This window comes from Fictibacillus sp. UD (genome assembly GCF_043558025.1).
Lineage (GTDB): Bacteria > Bacillota > Bacilli > Bacillales > Fictibacillaceae > Fictibacillus.
Genome location: NZ_JARUHH010000011.1, coordinates 38,597 through 56,220 on the forward strand (window position 1 = coordinate 38,597; position 17,624 = coordinate 56,220).

Below are 17,624 nucleotides of genomic sequence, written 5' to 3' on the forward strand. Positions count from 1 at the left end.
TTATAATCCTATGTAATTGTGTAAATTTTGAAAGATATTTGATGTGAAGCCTAAAATTTGTGACAGCATCCAAGGTCCGAAAAAAACGAGTCCTACTAAAACCGCCACGATCTTTGGAATAAAAGCGAGTGTCTGTTCCTGAATCTGTGTGGTGGCTTGAAAAATACTGACGATCAAACCTACAACCAGTGCTAATGCGAGTAATGGTCCGCATAAAAGCAAAGTCATGTATACCCCTTTTTCAGCCAAAGATATTACAAATTGAGAATCCATCTTTCCACCTGCCCTAGTAGCTTAATAACAATGATTTGACGATGAGGTACCAGCCATCCACTAGTACAAATAATAAAATCTTAAATGGCAGTGATATCATAACAGGAGGCAGCATCATCATCCCCATAGCCATTAAAATAGAAGCAACGACCATATCAATAATCAAAAATGGTACAAAAATCATAAATCCAATTTGAAACGCCGTCTTTAATTCACTGATTGCATAAGCTGGCACTAGAGTGGTTAAAGGGATATCTTTAATACTTTCGGGCTTTTTTGCTCCAGAATATTCCATAAACAACATGAGATCTTTCTGCCTTGTGTGCTTTGCCATAAATTCTTTAATCGGAAGACTTCCTTTATCAAAAGCTTCTTCCTGACTAATCTCACCTTTTACTAAAGGCTGAACAGCTTCTTTGTTCACTTCATGCAGAACAGGTGCCATAATAAAAAAAGTTAAGAATAAGGCGATACCAATTAGTACCTGGTTAGGCGGCATCTGCTGTGTTGCGAGCGATGTTCTGACGAAAGTTAAGACAATGATGATTCTCGTAAAACATGTCATGAGAATCAGAATACTAGGAGCCAGCGAAAGCACAGTTAAGAGCAACAAAAGCTGAATGGTTGTTTCCATATTGGCTGGATCGCTATTGTTTATAAAATCCAAATCTAAACCAGGAATAAATTCATTCATGATGTTTCCCTTTCTCTAGTGCTTTCTGAATTTCTCTTTGTTGTTCCTTCTTGTCCTCTACAATTGAATTCAGCATATTTTTAAAGGAAACTGCCTGACTGCTTCCACCTTCATCACGAGTTTCATCTTTACTTTTTAACCATTTTGATTTTAAATGACTCGTTATCGCTGAGACGTTTTGAGCCGTGTTTTGAGCCTGGTGCTGATCGAGCATCATTTGAACTTCGGTTTCATCTGTAATCTCTTTTAATAGATTCACCGTATCCCCAACACCGACTACCAATACTGAATTTCCAGTTTTGATAAGCTGAACAGAACGATTCTGCCCAATACCGATCCCGCCTAAAGACTGCAAGTTCTTCCCATCTTGAAAACGAACAGACTTTTTTTGGATAAAACGCAATACAAAAAACAAGATCGCTAGAACGACTCCGAGCATAAAAACTAGTTTAACAAGCATCATAAAAGTGCTTCCGCCATCAGAAGTGTTAGCTGTATTCATTTGCGGTGTTTGTTCTTTGTTGCTTTTTTGACTAGAGTCATTTACTGAGTCCCAGACGCTTTTTCCTGAACCGCTGCCTTCCGCTTGTACGCTGTATGGTACAAACGAAAGGCAAACTGCTGCAAAAATACTGATTAACCATCTATACATCGAACTTCTTAGCCTAAAGTCTTCTTAATCGCTTCAATAACGCGATCAGCTGCAAATGGCTTTACGATAAAGTCTTTTGCTCCTGCTTGAATCGCATCAATTACCATTGCTTGCTGACCCATCGCTGAACACATAATGATCTTTGCATCGGGGTTTGTTTTTTTTGATCTCTTTTAATGCTGAGATACCATCCATCTCAGGCATTGTAATATCCATTGTTACTAAGTCAGGTTTTAACTCTTGAAACTTCTCGATGGCTTGCGCACCATCTGCCGCTTCACCTACAACATCAAAACCGTTCTTGACTAGAATATCTTTAATCATCATTCTCATAAATGCTGCATCATCTACAACTAAAATACGCTCTCCCATTACACTTACCTCCGTTAGTTACTTCAATTTTTCTAAGCGATCACGCTGGCTTAAAATCTCTGTTACACGAACTCCAAAGTTTTCGTCAATAACAACAACCTCGCCTTTTGCGATCATTTTTTGATTAACAAAAATATCTACTGGTTCACCTGCTAATTTATCAAGCTCTACAATCGAGCCTTGAGACATTTCTAAGATATCTTTAATCGTTTTCTTCGTTCTTCCTAATTCAACTGTTACTTGAAGCGGAATATCCAGCAGCATATCTAGATTCTTTGTCTCCGTTTGGTTCGATTCAAAATCTCCAAAGTCTGAAAAGCTTGCAGGCTGAACGGAAACATCCCTCATCTGCGGCTGATAGGAAGGTGCAGCCATCGGTCTTGTTTCTCGCTGAACCGGCTCCTCATAATGAGTGTAAGGTTGCGCTGGTGCAGCATCTTCTTTCTGAGGAACATAATCTGCAACAGGTTCATTCTGCATCACAGGTTCAGGATTCATAAGTTTATGTACTAGATTCTTAGAGAAATCTGCATCGATTAACTGCATGATATTTGAATCGATCAGTTCACCCACTTTGAGCCTGAATGATACTTTTACTAATATCTCTTCATCTGGAATTAAGCTTGTGTTTGATTCAACGTCCAGAAAATCAATCTTAGGCGGTGAGATATCGACCTTTTTGTTAAAGATCGTCGACATGGACGTAGAAGCAGAGCCCATCATCTGATTCATCGCTTCACCTACTGCACTCAGCTGAAGTTCACCGAAATCAGGAGAAGGATTCGTTCCTTCACCGCCAAGCATCAAGTCTGCAATGATCTGTGCATCCGTTTTTCGGATCACAAGTAAGTTTGCTCCTTCAATTCCTTCTGTGTAAGTTACTTGAACAGCGACATGAGGAATTGGAAACTCGTCTTTTAATTCCGTCCTTTTCACTACACTTACAGTAGGTGTCGTAATTTCTACCTTTTGGTTTAAAAGGGTTGATAGCGCAGTTGCAGCACTTCCAAAAGAAATGTTTCCGATCTCACCTAACGCATCTTGCTCAATAGAAGATAAATAATCCTCGGTTTCGGTCACTCCGGACGAGGAAGCACTTCCACCATTCAGCAAAGCATCAATTTCGTCTTGTGAAAGCATATCTCCACTTACCATTGATCCTCATCCTCCTTAATGGTTTCTATAATTTGAACGGCTAGCTTTTTCTTCACTTTACCGGGCTGGCCATAAAACTTAGGGTTGTTCTCCACTTTAATGACAAGTGGCTGATTAATTCTTTGATTCAGTTCGATACAATCACCGATTGATAAATGCAAAAATTCTTCTATCGACATTTCTGAAGATCCTAACTCAACCTTAAAGGGCAAAAGTGCATTTTTTAGTTTTTGTTCAATAAATTCAGTTTCCCCTGGTATTCTAGTTTTCTTTTTATTTTGCATCCAATGATGAACAGAGAGTTTCGGGATGATTGGCTCGATTACAACATGCGGAAGGCAGATGTTAATCATGCCGCTCGTTTCTCCAATTGTAGTGTTTAACGAGATAACAACTACCGTTTCATTTGGAGAGACCATTTGCAAAAATTGCGGATTAACTTCCAGATCTACCATGAAAGGATCTAGTTCAATAACACTTGTCCATGCTTCTTTAAAACTATCAAGCGTGTTTTCAAACAACTGACTCATAATTCTCGTTTCAATTTCTGTCAGGTTTTCAATCTTATTCATTCCGGCCCCGCTGCCACCCATTACTCGATCAAGCATGGCGTATGCAATGTTAGGATTGACTTCCATTAAGATTCGTCCTTCAAAAGGCTGTGCTTCAAATACATTCAACAGTGTCATCTTTGGTACAGAACGAATAAATTCTTCGTATGGAAGCTGATCAACAGAAGCTACACCAATCTGTACATAAGTTCTTAACTGTGCTGAAAAATAAGTCGTTAAAAGCCTTGCGAAATTTTCATGCAAACGAGTTAAACTGCGAATTTGTTCTTTAGAGAAACGAAGAGCTCTCTTAAAATCGTAAACTTTAACTTTATTCTCTGACTCTTCCTTTTTAAGCTCCTCTGCGTCCATCTCTCCTGTAGAAAGAGCCGATAAAAGAGCATCAATTTCGTTTTGTGATAAAACATCAACCAAGAGTCTCACCTCTTTTCATGCCGTTTTTAATGAATGGCTGTTCTCGCAAACTTTGTTGCTCTTGTAAGTAGTTGATTTCCGTTCCAGGTTGCTTCGCTTTCCGCGGGGCGTGCGGTGAGCCCCTTGCCGCTTTGCGCCTTAAAGGGTCTCACCTGACCACTCGTCCTAGCCGAGAGTCTCGCACCTTGCACTCCAATCAACTTGGCAGTTAAGAGAATGAACAAAATTACATAAAAGCAACAAACTTTTAAAAAGAGCCAAATGAATTATTGTATGATCTTTTGAGTTGTGTAGACTCTGACTACTTTTCCGTCCTGCATAACCTTATTAATCTCTGTCTTTAATGTATTCTCTAGAGAAACCAAGCCTTTTTGTCCAGATAGTTCTTCTGTCTTCATGTTTGAGATCTCAAAGATGATTAAGTTTTTCACTTGAAACAATCTTTTTTCTAACTCATGTTTCGCATCTTTATTGTCAGCCTGAATCTCAAACTGGATCTTCACGTAAGCTTGATCTGCTAGATTGGTTGTCATCTCTTCCGTTTGTACCATAAGCTTATCCAATTCCTCAGCAGTCGGTTCAGATGCTTCCGTCTTTGGTGAAAATTGTTTGAATCCAAAATAGCCTGCAGCGCCTATGAGACCTATAGCTACTAGCATGGAAAGCATAATTGTTACGGTTTTTTTTCCCAACTACAAACCCTCCTTTTTCTGACTCAACGGAAGCAGATTAATGTCTCTATAAAATGCTGTGATTTTATGAGCAACCTGATCTTCACTTTCTTTAACAACAAACTTCTTACCTGTCGTTAACGTTATTGTGGTGTCAGGAAAAGACTGAACCTGTTCGATATATATGGCGTTTAGTGTAAACGTGCTGCCGTTCAACTGAGTTAAAGTAATCATATGAGTTGGGGGCTAAGCAGCAATCTGCTCAACCCTTCCTCCCTTCACATTAACGTTTTAAGTTCACCAGTTCCTGGAGGATTTCATCGGATGTTGTGATGATTCTTGTATTTGCTTGAAATCCACGCTGTGCAACGATCATTTCAGTGAACTCTTCAGATAGGTCGACGTTGGACATTTCAAGCGCACCTGCTACTAGAGTTCCAGCTCCCCCTACATCACCAGGGAATGACGTGGTAGGTAACCCAGAGTTTGTACTTTGTCGGTACTCATTACCGCCCGCTTTTTCCAAGCCTTCGTTATTAGAGAATTTAGCTAATTGAATTTGTCCAGCAGTTTGTAAAACACCAACGTTATCTATGAAATTAACCTTACCGTCTGCTCCTACACTGAAACTTTTTGCATTAGTAGGAATTTGAATGGTTGTATTACCATTGCCTAATAAAAACTTACCGTCACCATTTACAACATAGCCATTTTGATCAAGATAAAAGTTACCTGCTCTTGAAAATGTAGTATCTGATAAAGTAATATTTGTTCCATTAAGCGTACCTGTCCCTAGTCTGAAAAATCCGTCTCCAGAAATCCCTAAATCTAGCGGACGTCCTGTAGTTTGCAAGCTGCCTTGAGTGTGAACTGTATCAATAGTAGCAAGCTGTGAACCCAATCCTACTTGTTTTGCATTAACTCCACCACGACCTGCACCAGGTGCCGCTGCACCAGCAATCTGCTGACTCACTAAATCTTTAAAGGTTGTACGGCCCTTCTTGAAGCCATATGTATTAACGTTAGCAATGTTATTACCGATTACATCAAGCTTCACCTGAAAGTTTTTCATACCGCTGATTCCTGAATACATAGAACGTAACATTTGTTTTATCTCCCTTACTTGGTTTAGTAACTGCGTCTGTCATTCGGCAGTTTTTGTGAGCCTCCTGTAAAGGTCCAGCTCGTTTTTATTCGTCTATGACGATTGCACCATTGATGTTTGTAAAGATCTGAGATGTACTTTCGTTTCTATCTAACGCTGTAATCACCGTCTGATTTGGGGCATTTACGACAAGCGTGACATCTTTCATGATAACTAGAGAATCTTTAATGCCTTTTTGTCCTGCTTCCATGATCTTTTCACTTATCTTGTTCCAGCTGAATTCTGATATTGTAATGTTCCTATCTTGAAGTCTTTTCTGAGCATGTTTGCTTACAGTGAGCTGATTTACAAGTTCTTTATCGAATAAAGACTTAAAAGATTGACTTATATCTTTTTGCTGACTTTGCTTTGGATAAAGGATCGGCTGGTACATTTGATGAGCGTGTATCCGTTCGCCCATAGTATCAACTCCTTAATTAGCCTGGTCTGATATCTTGATTACTTGAAAACTTGTAATTTTCGTTCCATCACTCAATTCGAGCTGTACAGAACCTTTTTCAAACAATACTGATTTCACAACCGCTTCTTTTTCTTCTATCTTTTTGTTTCCTTCTGCATCAACCGTTTCCGTTTCATAGGTAACGTGTTTGCCGATCATCTGACTCTGCTGCAAAAGCGAGGCTTCCGTTTGAAAAGTTAAGAACTGCTGCATAGTCTGGTTCATATTCGTCATCTGTTCTAAAGAGGAAAAGCTAGCCATCTGTGCGATAAATTCACGATCTTGCATAGGGCTCGTTGGATCTTGATTTTGAAGCTGTGTCATTAAGATTTTCAGAAAATCATCTTTTCCTAAAATATTTGAACCTGTTTGCTTCGTTTTTGCTTGGTAACTTGAAAGCATGAGGTCTTCAGATACTTTTGTCATAACTTCATCACACCTTTTCGTTTAATACCATTTGTGACAACTGCTCTTCAAATGACAAATTCTCTAATTCCGTTTCATCTGTTCCCTTATCTGTGCTTTGTTGCTGATCTTCATATCCCTGATTCCCTTGATCATGAAATTCGAAAGATTGCTCGTCACTCTTTACAAATACCTCTACCTTTTCAAAATCAATGTTTTGACTGGAAAAAGCTTGTTTTAACTGAGTAAGCTGTCCATCTAATGCCTCTTTTGCTCCTTGACTAGAAGCAATAATCTTTGCTGCAATTTCTCCATGCTTTTGAATAAGCTGAATTTCGACGGTTCCTAGATGTTCAGGAGTTAACCGAATATGCATCTTTGTAAACCCTGCTTCATTTACAATGATTTTTCCACTAGTTATGATTCTCTGAACGTCACGGATGAACTGCTCTTTTTGTCCTTCTCCTTGTGAAACTGGAACTTTCAACGTCCATTGTTCAAGAGGCGTGAGCGGACTTTGTACTGTTTGAAGTTCTTTAATGGATGAAACCGTTTGTTCTGTTTGCTTTGTCGGTACAAATCTCTGGAAAGCTTGGTCTGCATAACTTTGTACTTTTTTAACCGCAGTTAAAGTTTCTGTTACTTTTAGAAAAGCTGTCTTATCTTGAGTACTTTCATCGTTCAAAAGCTTTTTTACTTGCCCGAAAATTTGTTCCACTTGTTTCGTTATTGAATCTTTTTGATCGAGCTTCAAGCCTGGAAACCACTTTTCAATGATGGCTGATACTTGTTTTTGACCAGTAGGAGATAATGTGCCGTTTTGATCGTTAACTATTGCTTGTAACAATAAAGCTAACTTCATCTCTTGTGCTGGATTAACAGCGACTTCTGAAAGATTGATTTGTTCCTGAAGCAGTTTCTCAAGCATTTCTTTCATTTCGGGCGGCATCTCGTTCAATATTGTCTGAACATTTTCTGAATCAATAGCTTCTGCATCCCAATCTAGTTCAGGCACTTCTGATAACAGGTTTAAAATTATTCCACCCAATCCGTCTCCGTTTTCTTCTTTAATTACACTTGTTGATGCAAGTAATTGAGAAAATAATGAAGATGCGCTGGTTGCTTTTTGAGAATTAGAAGAGACCGGTGAAGGCTGAGTTAAAACAGCTGACTGTGATATCATCATTTGCATGTTGTTCACCTCCTTTTTAAAGAGAATTGTTTGCCAATAATACAGTAAGTTCCGCTGCCCGTTTTGCATCAAGTTTGGATAGTATGGCAGCTTGAGTTTCAGACTGTAACAGCGTAAGAATACCTATAACTTGGTTGTTGTTCATCTCTGTCAAAACCGCTGCTGCATCTTTTGCTGACATCGCCTCATAAAGCTTTTTTAACTGCGTATTCTCTTCGTCTTTTACACTCGCTTCAGCATCTTCCACTTGCTTTTCTAACAATGCAATATTGGTTTTTAGGTCTGTGACTTCCTTTTCTTTCTTTTGGAGATCCGCTGATAGCATCTTAATGTAATCTTCTTGTTCATCGAACTTTGATTTCCATTGTTTTTCTTGTACGTTACTTGTTACAGCAGCTTGTTCATCTTCCTTAAGAACCGTATTGATTACTGGTATCTTGTTTTTCGCCTCTTCGACAACATCTACTCCCATAAATGAAAGCACAATTCCAAAAACGGTAAGTGCAAACACCGCAGGGACAAAGATAACTAATAGAAACCAAACCAATTTGCTTGATTTTTCGTTTTGTTTCATGTGATCACCTGATTTTTACGACTTCGCAAAACGCAAAACTGAAAATTCATCGTTCTGCTTATTTTCATAAGAAGTTATTTCCACCTTATAGGCAGTTAACTGTTTTTCTTTCAGCTTTTCGTATTTTTTTACTTCGATCGTCTGCTGCACCAATTTCTGCTGTATGATTTGCATTCTTTCTCTTGCTCTTTGAAGTACTGGCTGTAATCCTTTAATCTTGTTTGTCATGGATAAAAGAAAGCGCTGCGTATTTTGCAGGTCATTGACGAAAATTCTTTGTTGAAACTGATGATTCGAAAGATTTTCAATGTCTTCTTTTCGTTTTAAAAGACTGTATATTTCTTCTGCAACGCTTTCGAATGCTTGAACAGCTTCTCCTAACTCTTGTTCTATCGATTCTTTCTCTTTCTGTTTAACGGTTAATACTTTTTCCATAGAGAAATGAAATGACATTACTGTTCATCCCCTCCAAATTCGATCAACAGCCGTTGTATGGCGTCTTCATAACTAACATCTTCATCTACTTGCTGCTTTAAAAAAGTTAAAATACTAGGGTACATTTGAATCGCTTCATCAACTGATTTAGATGAACCTCTTTTATACGCGCCAATGCTTATCAAATCTTCTGCCTCTACATAAGAAGACAATAGTTCGCGCAAACGCTCTGCCGCTTGCCGATGCTTCTTTGGAACAATGTCATTCATCACCCTGCTGATACTTTTTAATATGTTCACTGCAGGGAACTGACCTTTATTCGCTAAATTTCGATCAAGTATAAAATGTCCATCCAGAATTCCACGAACTGTATCAGATATCGGCTCGTTAAAATCGTCTCCATCTACGAGAACCGTGTAGAATGCCGTAATTGTGCCAAACTTGTTCGTCCCTGATCGTTCAAGTAATTTTGGAAGTACCGCAAAAACACTAGGTGTATACCCTTTGGTTGTTGGAGGTTCCCCTACAGCAAGTCCAATCTCCCTCTGAGCCATTGCAACACGTGTGACTGAATCCATCATCAACATGACGTTCTTGCCTTGATCACGGAAATATTCGGCGATGCTTGTAGCTGTCAGGGCACCTTTTATCCGCATTAAGGCAGGCTGATCAGAAGTGGCCACCACCACAATCGAACGCTTCAGTCCTTCTTCTCCAAGATCTCTTTCAATAAAATCAAGCACTTCTCGGCCGCGTTCACCTATGAGGGCGATGACATTAAGATCAGCCGTTGAATTTCTTGCCACCATACCAAGAAGTGTACTTTTCCCCACACCGCTTCCAGCGAATATGCCTACTCGCTGACCTTTACCGACTGTTAAAAGACTATCGATCGACCGTATTCCTAACTGTATACTTTCATGAATTCTTGGCCGTTCCATCGGGTTTGGAGGCTCGTTTTCAGATGGAAAGCGAAACAACCCCCTAGGTAATGAAGAGCCGTCTAATGGTAACCCCATCCCGTCTAACACTTTTCCGATTAATGAGTGACCTACTTTAATCTCTAAAGGGCGATCAGTAGCTTCTACTAAACTTCCTACTGCAATTTCCTTTACATATGTAAAAGGCATCAATAAAACATTTTCTTCCTGAAAGCCAACAACCTCGGCTTTTATTTTTAGTTTTTTAGTGTTTCCTGTATGGATATAACAAACATCACCTATAGATGTTTTGGGGCCTTTTGATTCGATCATCAGCCCAACAACCCGAATGACTTTACCATACCGTTTATATGAATCAATGGATTGAAGTGAGTCGATCAGCTGATCAACGTTCATGTTCTGTCACCTCAATTTGTTCAAGCAGCTTTTCTCTGATTTCTTTTAGCTGAACATCAAGAGTCGCATCAATCTTTCCAAACGGAAACTCGATTATTGCACCGTTATCTGATAACGATTCATCTGGATAAATAAAAAGTGTTGCGGTCGACTGAAGCATATTTTTTAATTCTTCACGATATTCTTGAGTGAGTTCAAACCAATGTGCCGGAACGTACAACTTTATTTCTTCAAATTCCCGAGCTTCTTTTACAAGTTGTTTTACAATTGAGATCCAAGTTTCTGGAGTTTCTTGAAGCTTTTTACCCAGAATTTTTTCTGCTGCTTTAATCGCAAGAACAACCATCTGTGGCTCTGCCTCATTCAAAACACTGTGATAATCGTTTCTCAATTGGTCCATGTAACGCTTCACATCATTTAGTTGAGCAAGCCAATTTTCGTGACCTTGTTCCATACCATTTTGAAAACCAGCATCATAACCTTCTGCTTTAGCTTTTTCAAATTCTTGCTGTAATTTTACTCGCCAAGCTGCCTCTTCTTCGGACATGATCTCTTGCTTTTCTTCTCTATATCTTTCAGCTGCAGCTGTAATGATAGCTGCCTCTTTTTTAGCTTCATCCAGAATCTTTTGTGCCTCATTTTTCAACCTGTTAATTTTTGTTTCATCATCTTCTTCTAACAAACAATCATTAACTTGAGAAAAATGCGAAATCGATTGGATTCCGATTACCACTCGCCCTGTTTCAGCTTCACTTTTTTCTTTGTGATTGTGAAAAGATTTAATTACTTTAGACAATCACATCATCTCCTCCGCCTCTAGCAATAACGAGCTCCCCAGCTTCTTCAAGTCTGCGTATCGTCCCAACGATTCTGGATTGAGCTTCTTCTACATCCCGAAGTCTGACAGGACCCATGAATTCCATCTCTTCTTTAAAGTTTTCTGCCATTCGCTGAGACATATTTTTAAACATAACTTCTTTAACTTCTTCACTTGAGGCACGAAGAGCGAGAAGCAAGTCTTCGTTTTGAACTTCTCTAATCACTCGCTGAATAGCACGATTATCAAGAGTAACGATGTCTTCAAACACAAACATTCTTTTCTTGATCTCTTCTGCCAGTTCTGGATCTTGTATTTCAAGGGCGTCAAGAATCGTTCGTTCTGTACTGCGGTCAACGCCGTTTAGTACTTCAACAACCGCTTCTACTCCGCCAGCTTGTGTAAAATCTTGTGTAACGGTAGCAGAAAGTTTGCGCTCTAAGATTTGTTCCACTTCATTAATCACTTCAGGTGATGTTCGATCCATTAACGCGATCCTTTTTGCGATATCCGCTTGCATCTCTTGTGGAAGTTCAGATAAGATCTGTCCTGCTTGAGATGAATCCAAATATGACAAGATAAGAGCAATCGTTTGCGGATGTTCGTTTTGAATGAAATTTAAAATCTGTCCTGGATCCGCTTTTCGGGCAAAATCAAATGGTCTTACTTGAAGAGTTGATGTTAAACGGTTGATGATCTGCATTGCTTCATCTTTACCAACTGCTTTTTCTAATACCGTTTTCGCGTAGCCAATGCCGCCTTGCGTAATATAATCCTGAGCAAGCGCCAGCTGATGAAACTGTGTAATGATTTCTTCTTTAAGTGTTGAATCTACCTTTCTAACTTGTGAGATTTGAAGTGTCAATCGTTCAATCTCTTCTTCGCTTAAATGTTTATATACTTGTGCGGCTACATCAGGGCCTAAAGAGATAACGAGAATCGCTGCTTTCTCTTTACCTGACAGCTCTTTCATACCTTTTGCCATCGTTCGTTAGCTCCTATTCTTCTGATAACCATGTTCTTACAAGTTTTGCGAATTCTTCTGGCTTTTCTTTTGCCATTTTTTCTAACTGTTCTTTTCGTACCGTTCCTTCTGAGCCTTGTTCTTTATTTACATCTGGAACGTAGAACGTTTCTTGCGTATCCATCTCAAAGTCTTCAATCGTACCTTCTGTTTCCGTTTTCTTTTTACGAGAAAGCAAGAAGATTAGTAGAATGATAACGATCAGCAAAATGCCGCCTACAACATAAATCCAAAATGGAATTCCAGTCGAAATTGGAGTTGTTTCTTGTTTTCCATTAAATGGCTGCGCTGAAACGAATATCTTTTCTTGAATCTGTTCTTCCGTCAACTGATTGTTTATATCTTTGGAGATGCTAGTCCTAACGATCGCACTCAAAATTTGTTCAATATCGTCCAGACGTTCTTGCGGAAGAGAATCTGGCTTATCAGGCGTTGGCGGCTCAACCATTACTTGAATTCCTAAATCACGAATCTGGTAAGGACTTTCAACAATTTCTTTACGAATTTTATTTACTTCATTGTTGATACGCTCTTCAACTTTTTCATAGTCACCGTTTGATCCAGCTGTAGATCCAGGATAAGTTGGAACTTCTTGATCACCCGTTCCTCCTACACCGCCTGCCGGAGCTCCCTCACCCGTAAATGTTTCACGAATTCGCTCGACACTCACTTCGATGCCTTTCATATTCTCTTGATCGACTGGCTCTACAATGGTTTCTTCACGTTTTTCTTCAGTAAAATCAATGTCAGTCGTAACAGTTGCCACTACTTTACCTTGCCCCATAATGGTTGATAGCATCTGTTGAACTCGTCTCTGAAGATCTCTTTCAACATCCTGCTTGATTTTACGCTGTTCTTCATACTTAGAAGCTGATGAAGTGGAACTTACTGAATTCAAATCGTAATAATTAAAGTATTGGTCTGTAATGACGATATTCTCCATAGGCAGGTTCGCCACACTTTTAGAAACAAGATGATATAGTGCTTTTACTTGATCTTCATTCAACTTGGCCCCAGCACCCAAGGATAGAACGACAGAAGCAGACGCTTTTTCTTCTTCTTGATTCACCCAGACACTGCTTTCAGGCAGTGTGATCATCACACTTGCATCTTCAACTCCATTAATGCTTTTTATCAAGTTTGCAATCTCTGTTTGAGTAGCTTCTCTTTCAAGAACTCCGAATTCCTTATCTGTAATCCCAAACCCAGATTTTTCTCCAAAATACGAAAAATCGATATTCCCGCTTTCAGGCAATCCTTCAGCCGCAAGCTGCACTTGAAGGTTGTTCACCTGTTCTTCAGGAACCATGATCGTCTTGCCGCCATCTCGAACTTCATTAGCGACACCTTTACTATTTAAGTTCTCTTGTATCTGCCCTGCTTCCTGAGGGGAAAGATTCGAGTACAATGGAACGAGAGTAGGTCTTGACAACATGACCGTTAGAAAAATAAATCCTGCGATAAAAAGGAATATTCCTGCGAGAATTAATCCTTTTTGTGTGTTTGAACGTGTTTTAAATCGCTCGGTAATTTGCTTGGTGATGTGTATCCATTTTTCTTTCATTTTTTCCCCCGATAAACACAATAAAAATTTTAAAAGCTACCCCCAAAACAGAATGCATCTTTCGAAATATGTATTAATTATTAAACTTGCATCCTCATGATCTCCTGGTAGGCTTCAACAACTTTATTGCGGATTTCAAGAGTCGTTTGCATGGTTACACTTGCTTTTTCAGCTGTTATCATAACCTGATGAAGGTTGTCCATATTCCCATTCATCAGTGCTTGTGTAGCATTATTTGATTGTGCTTGTGTTTCGCTTAACGTATCTAAAGCACCTTTCAGATAGCTCTTAAAGTCTTCTTGAGCTTCAAAAGGTGTCGTTTTTGCTGTTGGAGTACTATTACTTATACTCTGAAGCGCTCCGATTGAAATTTTATCCATGTCTCACCACTCCTAACGGCCAATTTCTAATGCTTTTAAGTACATTCCTTTTGCTGCGTTTAATGCAGTAACATTTGCTTCGTATGATCTAGTAGCACTCATTAAATCAACCATTTCTTTAAGTGGATCCACATTCGGAAGAAGAACGAATCCATCTTCGTTGGCATCAGGATGATCAGGCTGATAAACCGTCTTGAATGGCGATTGATCATTTATTACTTGATTTACTTTAACTCCCGAAAGTTCTCCTTTATTTACCGCTTTATTAAACATGGTTTTAAAACTAGACTCACCTGAACCTAATACAACCATTTTGCGCTGATAAGGCTCCCACTTGCCATTTTTAAATGTTCCTCGTGTCGAATCGACATTAGCCATATTAGATGAAGCGACATCCATTCTAAGCCGTTGAGCGGTTAAACCGGATGCCGAAACATTCATTGCATCAAAAACTCCCATATCTATCTCCCGCCTTTAACAACCATCTTAATCGAATTGAATTTTCCGTTAATACGCTGAACAAGTGTCTGATAATAGAGTTGATTCTTCGCTAACTCTGCCATTTCTTTATCTACATCTACATTGTTGCCGTTATGATTCATCACTGTATTCGCTTTTTCTTTTACATTATAAGAAGATGCCGATCCAGTACTAAATGAAAAATGACGTGGATCTGTTCGATGTGCTTGTAAACTTCTTTTTAATTCCTGATTAAAAACCGTTTCTTTCGCTTTATATCCAGGAGTGTCCACATTAGCCAAATTATTTGAAATGGTTTTTTGTTTTAATGCCGATCCATCTAATGCCATTTCCAGGTTTTTCATGATAGGGCTAGAGAACAAGTTCATCACTCCCTCTTTTTTACTATATATGTTTCAACTATTGTAAATTCTTACCTCACTATCATATTTTAAGTGATATATCCAAAAAGTGTCTATGTATTTTTTCCCAAAATGACTTTTTTCGATAGAAAGAACTATATTTCGACCGTGACTTTGTGCCCAAATTCGTTTCTAGTAATAAAATCCCTATATTCAAGCTTGATGCGGGACGACTATACTACATTCGCATTCATCGACATATTTTTACAATTATTGTTATTAAAAGTGTTTGTTTGTTAGGTAGTGCTAGCATTTCTCGGATAGCACTCGTCCAGTTAGCTTTAAGGCTTACTGGACATTAATGAGTGAGCATAAAACTCCTAGCATATGCTGCTCAGAAAATAGTCACCAAAACACAAAAAACCAATCCCCTAGTTACTGGGATTGGTTTTTCAATGCTACTTATTATGAAGTTTTTAGTTTCTCAAGTTCAAGTAAGAACTTATCGTTTAATACTTTAATGTACGTCCCTTTCATACCTAGTGAACGAGATTCGATTACACCAGCGCTCTCTAGTTTACGAAGAGCGTTTACGATAACAGAACGAGTAATTCCAACTCTGTCTGCAATTTTACTTGCTACTAGAAGCCCTTCATTGCCTTCTAGTTCTTCAAAAATATGTTCGATTGCTTCTAGCTCACTGTATGATAGTGAACTGATCGCCATCTGCACAACAGCTTTGTTACGAGCTTCTTCTTCGATTTCTTCAGCTTTCTCACGAAGGATTTCCATTCCAACTACTGTTGCACCATATTCCGCTAATACTAAATCATCTTCCTCGAATGAAGTAGATAGTCTAGAAAGGATTAGAGTACCTAGTCTTTCTCCTCCACCAACGATCGGAACAATCGTAGTTAAACCTGTAGAGAAAAGATCTTTGTTCTCGACCGGAAATGCTGTATAGTCACTTTCCACATCAATATTTGAAAGAGATTCAGTAATATTGAAAAGATTTTTTGTGTAATCTGTAGGAAATTGACGGTCTTCAATCATTTTCTTCATGCGCTCGTTTTCAATTTCTTGTTTAAGAGCAAGACCTAAAAGTTTACCACGGCGGCTAACTACAAAAATATTAGCTTCTATTACCGTGCTAAGTGTTTCGGCCATCTCTTTAAAGTTTACTTGTTTACCACCTGTTTGTTGTAGCATTGAGTTAATGCTTCTTGCTTTGTTTAATAAATTCATTGTCTTTCTTCCTCCTACTGCATCCTATAAAATATATTGGCTCAGATCCTTGTTCTTTGCGATGTTAGCCAGTTTTTCTTCTACATACTCGGGTGTAATGGTTATTTGATCTAAACTTATATCAGGCGCTTCAAAAGATAAATCTTCCAGCAAGCGTTCTAATATGGTATGAAGTCTTCTAGCACCAATATTATCAGTGTCTTGATTAACTTCATATGCGATACTTGCAATCTTAGCAATAGCATCGTCAGAAAATTCAACATTTATACCTTCTGTACTCAATAGAGCTTTATACTGTTTGATTATCGCATTATCAGGCTCTATTAATATACGTGTAAAATCTTCAACAGACAAGTTATTTAATTCAACTCGGATTGGAAATCTTCCTTGAAGCTCCGGAATCAGATCTGATGGCTTCGAGATATGAAAAGCACCCGCAGCTATAAACAAGATATGATCTGTTTTAATTGATCCGTATTTTGTAATAACTGTTGAACCTTCAACGATTGGAAGGATATCTCTTTGAACACCTTCTCGGCTCACATCCGCAGAGTTTTGGTTCTTTCCAGCTATCTTATCAATCTCATCTATAAATATAATACCTGTTTGTTCTGTCTTGTAAACTGCTTCACTCGTAACATCGTCCATATCAATTAATTTAGCTGCTTCATCTTGCGTTAAAACCTTACGAGCTTCACGAACAGTCAGTTTGCGTTTTTTCTTTTTCTTTGGCATAAGTCCGCCAATCATGTCTTGCATGTTCATTCCTACTTGCTCAAGACCTGAGCCTTGGAACATATCTAGCATAGACGGATTTTGTTCATCCACTTCAACCGTAACAAGGTGATCTTCCATCTCGCCAAGAGCAAGCTTTTGCGCCATCTGATTGCGCTTTTGTCGAAGATCAGCAGCATCGTCTTGCTGCGGTTTCTGTTCTTGTTCTTGATTTCCGCCGCCAAAGAACATTTCAAGTGGATTTTTAAAACTTGTTTCAGTCTTTTTACCTGGGACAAGAAGCTCGACTAGACGCTTATTCGCGTTCTGCTCCGCTTTGTCTTTTACTTCGTTCATCCTTAATTCTTTTACAAGTCTTACTGAAGTTTCTACAAGATCACGGACCATCGAATCGACATCACGTCCTACATAGCCAACTTCAGTGAACTTCGTAGCTTCAATTTTTATAAAAGGAGCTTGAGCAAGCTTCGCAAGCCTTCTAGCGATTTCTGTCTTACCAACACCTGTAGGACCAATCATTAGAATGTTTTTAGGCGAAACTTCATCACGCAGTTTGTCATCGAGCAAACTTCTTCTATAACGGTTACGAAGTGCAACTGCCACAGCTTTCTTTGCATCTTTTTGACCTATAATATATTGATCTAACTTCTCAACAATCTGCCTTGGAGTTAATTGACTATTCATTGCA

General features: G+C 38.8%; 22 protein-coding genes and 1 pseudogene. All 23 read right to left on the reverse strand.

Features of this window, described 5'->3' with window-relative positions; genetic code table 11:
• Positions 1–273, reverse strand: coding sequence for a flagellar biosynthesis protein FliQ (gene fliQ, locus P8610_RS15325; protein WP_289495686.1), 273 nt, complete (start codon positions 271–273; stop codon positions 1–3).
• A gap of 13 nt (positions 274–286) precedes the next feature.
• The gene (fliP, locus tag P8610_RS15330) at positions 287–967 is read right to left on the reverse strand and encodes a flagellar type III secretion system pore protein FliP (RefSeq protein WP_394605117.1); all 681 of its coding nucleotides are present in this window, start codon (positions 965–967) and stop codon (positions 287–289) included.
• Positions 960–1,619 (reverse strand): flagellar biosynthetic protein FliO, encoded by a 660-nt coding sequence (locus P8610_RS15335; RefSeq protein ID WP_394605118.1) that lies wholly within the window; start codon positions 1,617–1,619, stop codon positions 960–962. The genes fliP and P8610_RS15335 overlap by 8 nt, the downstream gene beginning before the upstream one ends.
• Positions 1,620–1,627: 8 nt before the next feature.
• Positions 1,628–1,991, reverse strand: a pseudogene (locus P8610_RS15340) (response regulator).
• Positions 1,992–2,009: 18 nt separating this feature from the next.
• Positions 2,010–3,146, reverse strand: a complete 1,137-nt coding sequence (fliY, locus tag P8610_RS15345; protein WP_394605119.1) for a flagellar motor switch phosphatase FliY — start codon at positions 3,144–3,146, stop codon at positions 2,010–2,012.
• Positions 3,140–4,132: a flagellar motor switch protein FliM gene (fliM, locus tag P8610_RS15350; protein ID WP_289495690.1), complete on the reverse strand. Its 993-nt coding sequence runs from the start codon at positions 4,130–4,132 to the stop codon at positions 3,140–3,142. Before fliM ends, fliY begins: the two co-directional genes overlap by 7 nt.
• A gap of 266 nt (positions 4,133–4,398) precedes the next feature.
• Positions 4,399–4,824 (reverse strand): flagellar basal body-associated protein FliL, encoded by a 426-nt coding sequence (gene fliL, locus P8610_RS15355; protein ID WP_394605120.1) that lies wholly within the window; start codon positions 4,822–4,824, stop codon positions 4,399–4,401.
• Positions 4,825–5,037: a flagellar FlbD family protein gene (locus P8610_RS15360; protein WP_394605121.1), complete on the reverse strand. Its 213-nt coding sequence runs from the start codon at positions 5,035–5,037 to the stop codon at positions 4,825–4,827.
• A gap of 49 nt (positions 5,038–5,086) precedes the next feature.
• On the reverse strand, positions 5,087–5,908 hold the full coding sequence (gene flgG / locus P8610_RS15365) for a flagellar basal body rod protein FlgG (protein ID WP_394605122.1): 822 nt from the start codon (positions 5,906–5,908) through the stop codon (positions 5,087–5,089).
• Positions 5,909–5,993: 85 nt separating this feature from the next.
• Positions 5,994–6,368, reverse strand: a complete 375-nt coding sequence (locus tag P8610_RS15370) for a TIGR02530 family flagellar biosynthesis protein (protein ID WP_289495694.1) — start codon at positions 6,366–6,368, stop codon at positions 5,994–5,996.
• A gap of 12 nt (positions 6,369–6,380) precedes the next feature.
• Complete coding sequence (gene flgD, locus P8610_RS15375; RefSeq protein ID WP_394605123.1) at positions 6,381–6,833, reverse strand: flagellar hook assembly protein FlgD; 453 nt, start codon at positions 6,831–6,833, stop codon at positions 6,381–6,383.
• Positions 6,834–6,840: 7 nt separating this feature from the next.
• Entirely contained in the window at positions 6,841–8,004 is a 1,164-nt protein-coding gene (locus tag P8610_RS15380; RefSeq protein WP_394605124.1) for a flagellar hook-length control protein FliK, read from the reverse strand.
• A gap of 16 nt (positions 8,005–8,020) precedes the next feature.
• On the reverse strand, positions 8,021–8,578 hold the full coding sequence (locus tag P8610_RS15385; RefSeq protein ID WP_394605125.1) for a MotE family protein: 558 nt from the start codon (positions 8,576–8,578) through the stop codon (positions 8,021–8,023).
• A 15-nt stretch (positions 8,579–8,593) separates the two neighbouring features.
• The gene (gene fliJ, locus P8610_RS15390) at positions 8,594–9,031 is read right to left on the reverse strand and encodes a flagellar export protein FliJ (protein ID WP_394605126.1); all 438 of its coding nucleotides are present in this window, start codon (positions 9,029–9,031) and stop codon (positions 8,594–8,596) included.
• Positions 9,031–10,350, reverse strand: coding sequence for a flagellar protein export ATPase FliI (gene fliI, locus P8610_RS15395; RefSeq protein ID WP_394605127.1), 1,320 nt, complete (start codon positions 10,348–10,350; stop codon positions 9,031–9,033). The genes fliJ and fliI overlap by 1 nt, the downstream gene beginning before the upstream one ends.
• A complete protein-coding gene (fliH, locus tag P8610_RS15400) occupies positions 10,340–11,146 on the reverse strand; it encodes a flagellar assembly protein FliH (protein ID WP_394605128.1) in 807 nt (268 codons plus the stop codon). Before fliH ends, fliI begins: the two co-directional genes overlap by 11 nt.
• Positions 11,139–12,152 carry a flagellar motor switch protein FliG gene (fliG, locus tag P8610_RS15405; protein ID WP_066240774.1) on the reverse strand — a complete coding sequence of 338 codons (1,014 nt, stop codon included), beginning with the start codon at positions 12,150–12,152 and terminating at the stop codon, positions 11,139–11,141. The genes fliH and fliG overlap by 8 nt, the downstream gene beginning before the upstream one ends.
• A gap of 13 nt (positions 12,153–12,165) precedes the next feature.
• Positions 12,166–13,755, reverse strand: a complete 1,590-nt coding sequence (fliF, locus tag P8610_RS15410) for a flagellar basal-body MS-ring/collar protein FliF (protein WP_394605129.1) — start codon at positions 13,753–13,755, stop codon at positions 12,166–12,168.
• Between the two features lie 80 nt (positions 13,756–13,835).
• Positions 13,836–14,135, reverse strand: coding sequence for a flagellar hook-basal body complex protein FliE (gene fliE, locus P8610_RS15415; protein WP_289495702.1), 300 nt, complete (start codon positions 14,133–14,135; stop codon positions 13,836–13,838).
• Between the two features lie 12 nt (positions 14,136–14,147).
• Positions 14,148–14,594, reverse strand: a complete 447-nt coding sequence (flgC, locus tag P8610_RS15420; protein WP_289495703.1) for a flagellar basal body rod protein FlgC — start codon at positions 14,592–14,594, stop codon at positions 14,148–14,150.
• Between the two features lie 2 nt (positions 14,595–14,596).
• The gene (gene flgB, locus P8610_RS15425) at positions 14,597–14,983 is read right to left on the reverse strand and encodes a flagellar basal body rod protein FlgB (protein ID WP_394605130.1); all 387 of its coding nucleotides are present in this window, start codon (positions 14,981–14,983) and stop codon (positions 14,597–14,599) included.
• A gap of 438 nt (positions 14,984–15,421) precedes the next feature.
• Positions 15,422–16,201 carry a GTP-sensing pleiotropic transcriptional regulator CodY gene (codY, locus tag P8610_RS15430; RefSeq protein ID WP_066240763.1) on the reverse strand — a complete coding sequence of 260 codons (780 nt, stop codon included), beginning with the start codon at positions 16,199–16,201 and terminating at the stop codon, positions 15,422–15,424.
• A 24-nt stretch (positions 16,202–16,225) separates the two neighbouring features.
• A complete protein-coding gene (gene hslU / locus P8610_RS15435) occupies positions 16,226–17,620 on the reverse strand; it encodes an HslU--HslV peptidase ATPase subunit (protein ID WP_289495705.1) in 1,395 nt (464 codons plus the stop codon).
• Between the last annotated feature and the right edge of the window lie 4 nt (positions 17,621–17,624).